Raw genomic sequence first — 6,794 nt, 5'->3', positions numbered from 1 at the left:
TTTTCTGTTTTATTAAGTATAATTAAGAAGAATAACTGTCATTATTCCCTTCTCGTAGGACGGACTCTGCCAATAGAACCGTTCTTTTTTTGTTACTACCTTTTATTATTCAGAAATTCATTATACTATAAATTTGCGTAACTTTCATTTCACCTTTTACCTATGCAGGACAATCGCATGAAAAATATTGAGCCGATGTTATATACACGCTATTCTTAAGGAAAAGTGCAAGGATAGATGAAATCATGAAACATTTTATGGAGACAATTCAAATTGAAGACCCAAGACAACAACATAAAGTAAAGCATACGTTACAGGATGTAATTGGGCTTGTCCTGATTGCCACCCTTGCGGGTGCGGACACACTGGTCGATATCGAATTTTTTGGTGAATGCCATGCAGAGACATTAAGAAAATATCTTTCTTTTCCAAATGGTATGCCTTCTCATGATACGATTGGTCGTGTCTTACAATTAGTCGATCCAACGTATCTTTATGAGCTGCAAACAAATTGGAATCAGTTTTTTATACAAACCAATGATCCCACGATAAATAAAATCATCAATATTGATGGGAAAACAATGCGCGGTAATGCGGCAAAAGCGAGTTTTATTATCTATGGCACTTCATAAATTTTTACCATCTATACTAAATATGTAAAAATTAACGCGTATATCTATCTGAAATAAGACTATATTTTTCATGCGATTGTCCTGTTACCTATGGGCAGACTATTTTAATAGTCTGTTCTTTTTATTCATAAAGGTATGGATTTTGCAGTACCTTTTATTTTTAAGAGCATATGAAAACAATACTGAAAAATCCCATTGTAAAGAGACTTTTTTCATATGTCTTTTTATCAGGAACAGTAATATGATAAGTGTGACAGTTAATCTCAAACTATCATTATGAGTATTTTGGGATTGTTGTCTATATTTATTTCATATTCTTGGAGGAATTAGCATGTTAGAAAAGAAAGAAAATGCAAAAAAAGAAGTATCTCTAGAGAAAGATTCAAAAGTAGGTTATGCATTTGAAGAATTGTCTGTAGAAGAAATGAGTGCAATTCAAGGAAGTGGCGCTGCAAAAGCAGATACATACACAACTCCAGATTGTTCTCCGTGGAGATTCTAATTCTAAAATGCATAAGGCACATTCATTTCAAAATGAATGTGCCTTATTTTATTCTCATATGGCTAAACGAATATTTATATTAAGAAATAGGAAGATTTTTAGAAAGAAGAGGAATGTATGAAAAAACTTCAACATGTAAAACAAATAGAAAATTTTGCTTTATCTACTACCATTAAAGAAAGAATTGCTGTGTTACAGGAATCCAAATATCAGAAAACCTCAGATCTAACAGTATTAAAAAAATGGCGAAGTAGAAGAACCTTACTTGATGAAGAAGGATTTCAGACAAAATTAGCTTTTGAAAATGTAGATATACACAGTTTTAATAGGGGGATTGAATCCCTTACAACAGAAGATAAAAAGAAATTGTTTGAATATGTGAAACAAGAAGAGTGGTTCCTCTATTTGAATCAGTTGTTAGATAGGTATGACCCAGAAGCAGATGGTACGAAACCACATGATTTTAAATATGCATTACGCTATTTTGTATATGGATTCAAACAACAAATCCAACAAATACTTCAAAATTGTGATCAAATTCAAGTCACTTCACATGTCCTATCTTTGATAGAAGACGCTTATTATCAAGAATTAATGACTCTTGCAGCCAAAACATTCGTACATGATCTACACGATAGAAAACAGAAACAATCGTTTTCAGGTGTTACCTCTGAAGAACGATTTGTTTCTTACCTAGAGGAACGATTTGGTAAAGAAGAAAATGTGCTCTCTTTTTTATGTGAATATCCTACATTAACAAAATTACTCACGTACCGAACGCAATTTTTTGTACAAAATATGAAAAGATTTTTCCAACATATAACGGATCAGAGAGAAAAAATCTCACAAGTGTTTCATTTTAATGGAAGATGGGAAATCACAGCTATCCAAATAGGAGCTGGGGATTCACACGAACAAGGGAAAGCCGTTATTTTATTTACACTAGATCAAGGGTTAGAACTGGTTTATAAACCAAAAAATTTAGAAATCGCTCAAAAATATGATCAGTTTTTGAATTGGTTGGAAAGAAAAGAATCTGCTTTTCAACTACTTGTTTGCAATAAAATTGTTACCCCAGTGTATGCTATTGAGGAGTGTATAGCATACAAAGCCTGTACTTCAAAAAAAGAAGTGGAGCGATTTTATACACGGTTTGGCTATTTGCTTGGTATAGCTTACTTTTTACGTGGAACGGATTTACATTTTGAAAATTTAATTGCACATGGAGAATATCCTGTACTCATTGATGTAGAAACTCTTTTTCAACATGAAGTTCCTGTTGAATTTGGGATTGATGCATTCACGGAAACCAAATGGATCAATCACGATTCTATTATTATGACAGGCCTATTACCGTTTATTTCGTATGCAGAACGCTCAGAAAGTGGAAAAGGCATAGATTTTAGTGCACTTTGTGGAGATGAACAACAGGTTCCTTATAAAATATTAATGCCGACGAACTTGAATTCAGATCAAATGTCTTTCTCGTATCAAGACTATGTGATGGAAGGTTCTCAAAATGTTCCGATGCTCCATGAAAAAAAAGTAAAAGCATGGGAGTACCGCTCTTTCATTTTACAAGGTTTTGAAGAGATGCTTCTCTTTTTTAAGGAAAATAAAATAGAAATTGTAGATATAGTTATGGATTTATTTAAAGGAATACAAGTTCGAAATGTATTAAAAGGAACACAAAGATATGGGGATTTGTTAAAATTCTCTTATCACCCTACCTGTACACAAGATTGGAAAGAACGTGAAAAATTATTTGAAAACTCTTGGGCGTACTCCTATCGAAATAAAGAAGTTATTTTACATGAAAATGAAGAATTGTTGATCGGAGATATCCCCATTTTTTATAATCGGACAGATTCTACAGATATACTCACAGGTACAGGTAAGTATGTAAAGGATTTTTATGAACAGACAGCATTAGAGAAAAGTATCCATCGTATGCAAACGATAGATGATCATATGATTCAAAAACAAATGTCACATGTAAAAGTTTCTTTGGGATTACAACCTACGGTAGAACCATTGGAATTTCGACATGCTCCGTATGTGCACACACAAATATCAAAAGAATGGTTACTAGAACAAGCTATCCATATTGCAGATGATTTAGTCCAGCAAAGAATTGTAGCAAGAGATCAAAACACCGCAACATGGAATGGTGTCAATAGAACGCCCAATGGCACACAAACGATTAGTCCATTAACTGTAAATCTGTCAGATGGTCTAGCGGGGATGCTGTTGTATTTTTCTACACTGTATGAATACACACATATTTCTATGTACCAAGTTGTAATGAAGCAAATTGAAAATCAAATATTTTCTCAACTAGAAAAAGAACAACATGGAAATGCATTTATTGGTCAAGAATCGATTCTATATCCTTTCTCCCTTTTATACGCTCGCACAGGAAAACCAATATATGCACAATATATGGAGACTCAGATAGAAAAATGGATGCAAACAGAATACATGTCATCCCCTGAATGGCTATATGGCCCAACCAGTATGATTATAAACATGGTGAATCTCTATCAACTTACCCAAAAAGAGAAGTATCGGGAATATGCAGAGCTATTAGGAGAACGCCTACAGTTCACAAATAGTAAGCAAGCGGGATTTACACAAGGATATGCAGGGGCTGCCTATGCATGGGGGCAAATTAATTCCATTACGAAGCGAAAAGGAGTGTTTGATTCCAAAGCGCTAGCAGCTCTAGAACAAGATCAGCGATTGTTTGCTCAAGCTCACAAAAATAAAGCGAATGTGTGGCCAGAGAGTCTCGCAAATACGGGTATTCATCGTATCCATTTTCAAAAACATATCAAACAAGCACATTTACACAAGGAAATCGAATGGTGCTATCAATCCATTGTCAATCAACCTAAACAAGAAGATACATTATTGACAGGAAATGCAGGCGATTTGGAGTTTTTATTTCAATATTATCAGTTATATTCGGGTGAAAAAGATGTGTATGAAGTGTTATTACCTCATATCCAACGGATATGGGCGCAGTCAGAGGGCACATTTTCTCTTCCTTCTTTTCCAACATTTCCTTCGGTGGGGATATTCACAGGCTTAGCGGGTATTGGCTATACCTTGTTAAGAATATATGATGCTAAAAAAGCACCGAATATCTTGTACTTAAATATGATGTGAGGAAGAAAACGATGAGAAACAAAATAAAATGGATTGAGCAAATGGAACATAGTGAATGTGGGTTAGCTTGTGTGACCATGATAGTGAACTATTATGGTCACACAGTTCATTTAGAAACATTACGAGATACATGGGGCGTTCCCAAAGGTGGGCATACTCTCCAACATTTACAACAAATCTTACACACATATGGCATTCAAACGAAAGGAATCCGTGTAATAAATCGCAATCACTTGATGTCTATCACAGTACCTTTTATTTGTTTATGGGAAAACAAACATTATGTTGTAGTAGAGAAAGTTACCGAAAAGAAAGTATGGATTGCAGATCCTGCGAAACATCATAAGTCGATAGACGCAGATGAATTTTTCCATCATTTTTCTGATATTGTGTTATACCCTACTTCCATCAGTAAATCTATTAGCCAGAACAAAACACGTTCTGTTCTTACGCCGGTATTTAAGAATATACTATTCTCGCAGAAAAAATTAGGCATCCAGTTATGTGTATGTACGATTGTATTGCAATGTTTGATATTGGTAGTTCCTTTTCTCACTCAACAGATGGTGGATCAGATACATGCTACCCGGCAGTATGATGTATGGTGGATAGGGTTTGCTATTATTATTGTAAGCATTGTGTATTATAGCTTACAAGTGGGAAGAGGTTTATTAATTAACCAATTTCAAAAACAATTTGATAGGGAATTGATGACACAATTTTTTCAACACTTGATTCAACTCCCCTTACAATTTTTTACCAATCGCTCCACAGGGGACCTTGTTTTTCGTTCCAACTTAAATGTGTATATTCGCCAAATCATTTCGCAAAAAATACTTACTCTTTTCATGGATTGCATCTTTGTTCTTTTATATGTTTGTATGATGTTTTATTATTCATTTTTTTTAGCTGGAATCACATGTATCGTTGCAGGTCTCATGTTCTTCGTTACCTTTTTCCATGCCAAAAAAATTCGAAATATCCATCAAGAAGAATTAGTCGCACAGACAAATGTACAAAATACGAGTGTAGAATTAATAGAAGGAATGGAAACCATTAAATCCATGGGGGTAGAATCCTATTTTTATCAAAAATGGTTTTCTCATTTTAAAACACAACTACAAATTGTAGAACAAAAAGGAAGGTTGACATCCTTTATAGAGAATATACCTCGTACCTTACAATTTGGTTTTCCTATGATGTTGCTTTGTATTGGACAAGTACAAGTGCTGCAGCATCAACTGACGCTTGGTGAATTGATTGCCGTCCATGCAATGGCACTTGCATTTCTCATACCTGTTGTTTCTCTCTCTCATTTGTACACAGATATTTTATTACTCTACTCGTATGTAGAAAAAGTACAAAGCGTGTTTCGAGCAAAAACAGAAGACCTACCTTCGCAGAAAGAATTAATTCTAAAAGGACCGTTTCCCATCAAAATAGAACAGGTATCTTTTCAATATAGTACATTTGAACGTCCTACGATATATGATATCACTCTTTCCATTCAACCAAACGAAAAAGTAGCGATTGTTGGAAAGAGTGGATCAGGAAAAAGTACCTTATTAAAACTATTAGGTGGGATCTATCGGCCAACAACCGGAAAGATTTTAGCACAAGAAACCGATTTATCGGAGGTAAATGCAAGAAAATTTAGGGAAGGCATTGCCTATATCAATCAAGACCCGACCATTTTTCATCTCTCTTTACGAGAAAATATTATATGGGATGATACAGCTTCAAAAGAGGAGTATATCCATACGATTATACAGAAAGCAGACATTCATGAGATGATTCAACACCTACCCTTAGGACTCGAAACCTATATATCTGGGAATGGTTCAAATATATCAGGGGGGCAACGGCAAAAAATTGCCTTCGCTCGGGCATTTTACAAACATCCACCGCTCTTATTAATGGATGAACCAACTAGTGCATTAGATAATATTTCTGAACAAAAAATTATGAATGCGATTCAGCAGATGAAAGCAACTTGTATTGTCATTGCACATCGTTTGCAAACCGTTCAACAGTTTGATCGAATTATTGTCATGGAAAATGGAACTATTGTCGAAACCGGTCCCCCTGCAGAACTCCTAAAAAACAAAGGACCGTATTATCATATGTATCATAGAGAAGTTGAAAATTAAAATGATGATTTAGATTAGATAATAAGGCAGGAACTTCGATGCGAGATGAAAAAGCTTTATTACAACAATGGAAAAAGGATTTACAAAGTGTAAAAGAAGAAAAACGAAAAAAGAAGAGAAAAAAGAAAAGAAATCGAAATAATATGAATGCCACTACATTGTTTGAATATATGAGTCAACAAAGAATATACTATAAAAATAATGGCGTATGGAAACAAAAAAGTAAATAGATAAATTGAAAAGAACTTAATGAACAAAAACAAAGTGTCTGAAATCCCCTTACGTGTAAGGGGATTTCTATTTGTAAAGGTGTACTTTTACAGATTCATAGAAACATAG

General features: G+C 34.3%; 5 protein-coding genes. All 5 read left to right on the top strand.

Features of this window, described 5'->3' with window-relative positions:
- Positions 1–245: 245 nt before the first annotated feature.
- The 5 genes from ACODS7_RS30600 to ACODS7_RS30580 all read left to right on the top strand — a co-directional run bounded on the left by ACODS7_RS30600 (position 246) and on the right by ACODS7_RS30580 (position 6,685).
- On the top strand, positions 246–632 hold the full coding sequence (locus ACODS7_RS30600) for an ISAs1 family transposase (protein WP_243168495.1): 387 nt from the start codon (positions 246–248) through the stop codon (positions 630–632).
- Between the two features lie 331 nt (positions 633–963).
- A complete protein-coding gene (locus tag ACODS7_RS30595; RefSeq protein WP_243168496.1) occupies positions 964–1,134 on the top strand; it encodes a lichenicidin A2 family type 2 lantibiotic in 171 nt (56 codons plus the stop codon).
- Positions 1,135–1,251: 117 nt separating this feature from the next.
- The gene (gene lanM, locus ACODS7_RS30590; RefSeq protein WP_243168497.1) at positions 1,252–4,305 is read left to right on the top strand and encodes a type 2 lanthipeptide synthetase LanM; all 3,054 of its coding nucleotides are present in this window, start codon (positions 1,252–1,254) and stop codon (positions 4,303–4,305) included.
- Positions 4,306–4,316: 11 nt separating this feature from the next.
- Positions 4,317–6,455, top strand: a complete 2,139-nt coding sequence (locus ACODS7_RS30585; protein WP_243168498.1) for a peptidase domain-containing ABC transporter — start codon at positions 4,317–4,319, stop codon at positions 6,453–6,455.
- 38 nt (positions 6,456–6,493) lie between these two features.
- Positions 6,494–6,685, top strand: a complete 192-nt coding sequence (locus ACODS7_RS30580) for a hypothetical protein (RefSeq protein ID WP_243168499.1) — start codon at positions 6,494–6,496, stop codon at positions 6,683–6,685.
- The last annotated feature ends 109 nt before the right edge of the window (positions 6,686–6,794 follow it).

The organism is Bacillus sp. FG16 (genome assembly GCF_057809515.1).
The sequence above is the reverse complement of the archived record's forward strand: the minus strand, read 5'-3'. Positions and strand labels throughout refer to the sequence as shown.

Bases quoted from the DNA above. Each gene is read 5' to 3' on its own strand.
- ACODS7_RS30600 (WP_243168495.1), top strand. From the start codon at position 246: ATGAAACATTTTATGGAGACAATTCAAATTGAAGACCCAAGACAACAA.
- ACODS7_RS30595 (WP_243168496.1), top strand. From the start codon at position 964: ATGTTAGAAAAGAAAGAAAATGCAAAAAAAGAAGTATCTCTAGAGAAA.
- lanM (WP_243168497.1), top strand. From the start codon at position 1,252: ATGAAAAAACTTCAACATGTAAAACAAATAGAAAATTTTGCTTTATCT.
- ACODS7_RS30585 (WP_243168498.1), top strand. From the start codon at position 4,317: ATGAGAAACAAAATAAAATGGATTGAGCAAATGGAACATAGTGAATGT.
- ACODS7_RS30580 (WP_243168499.1), top strand. From the start codon at position 6,494: ATGCGAGATGAAAAAGCTTTATTACAACAATGGAAAAAGGATTTACAA.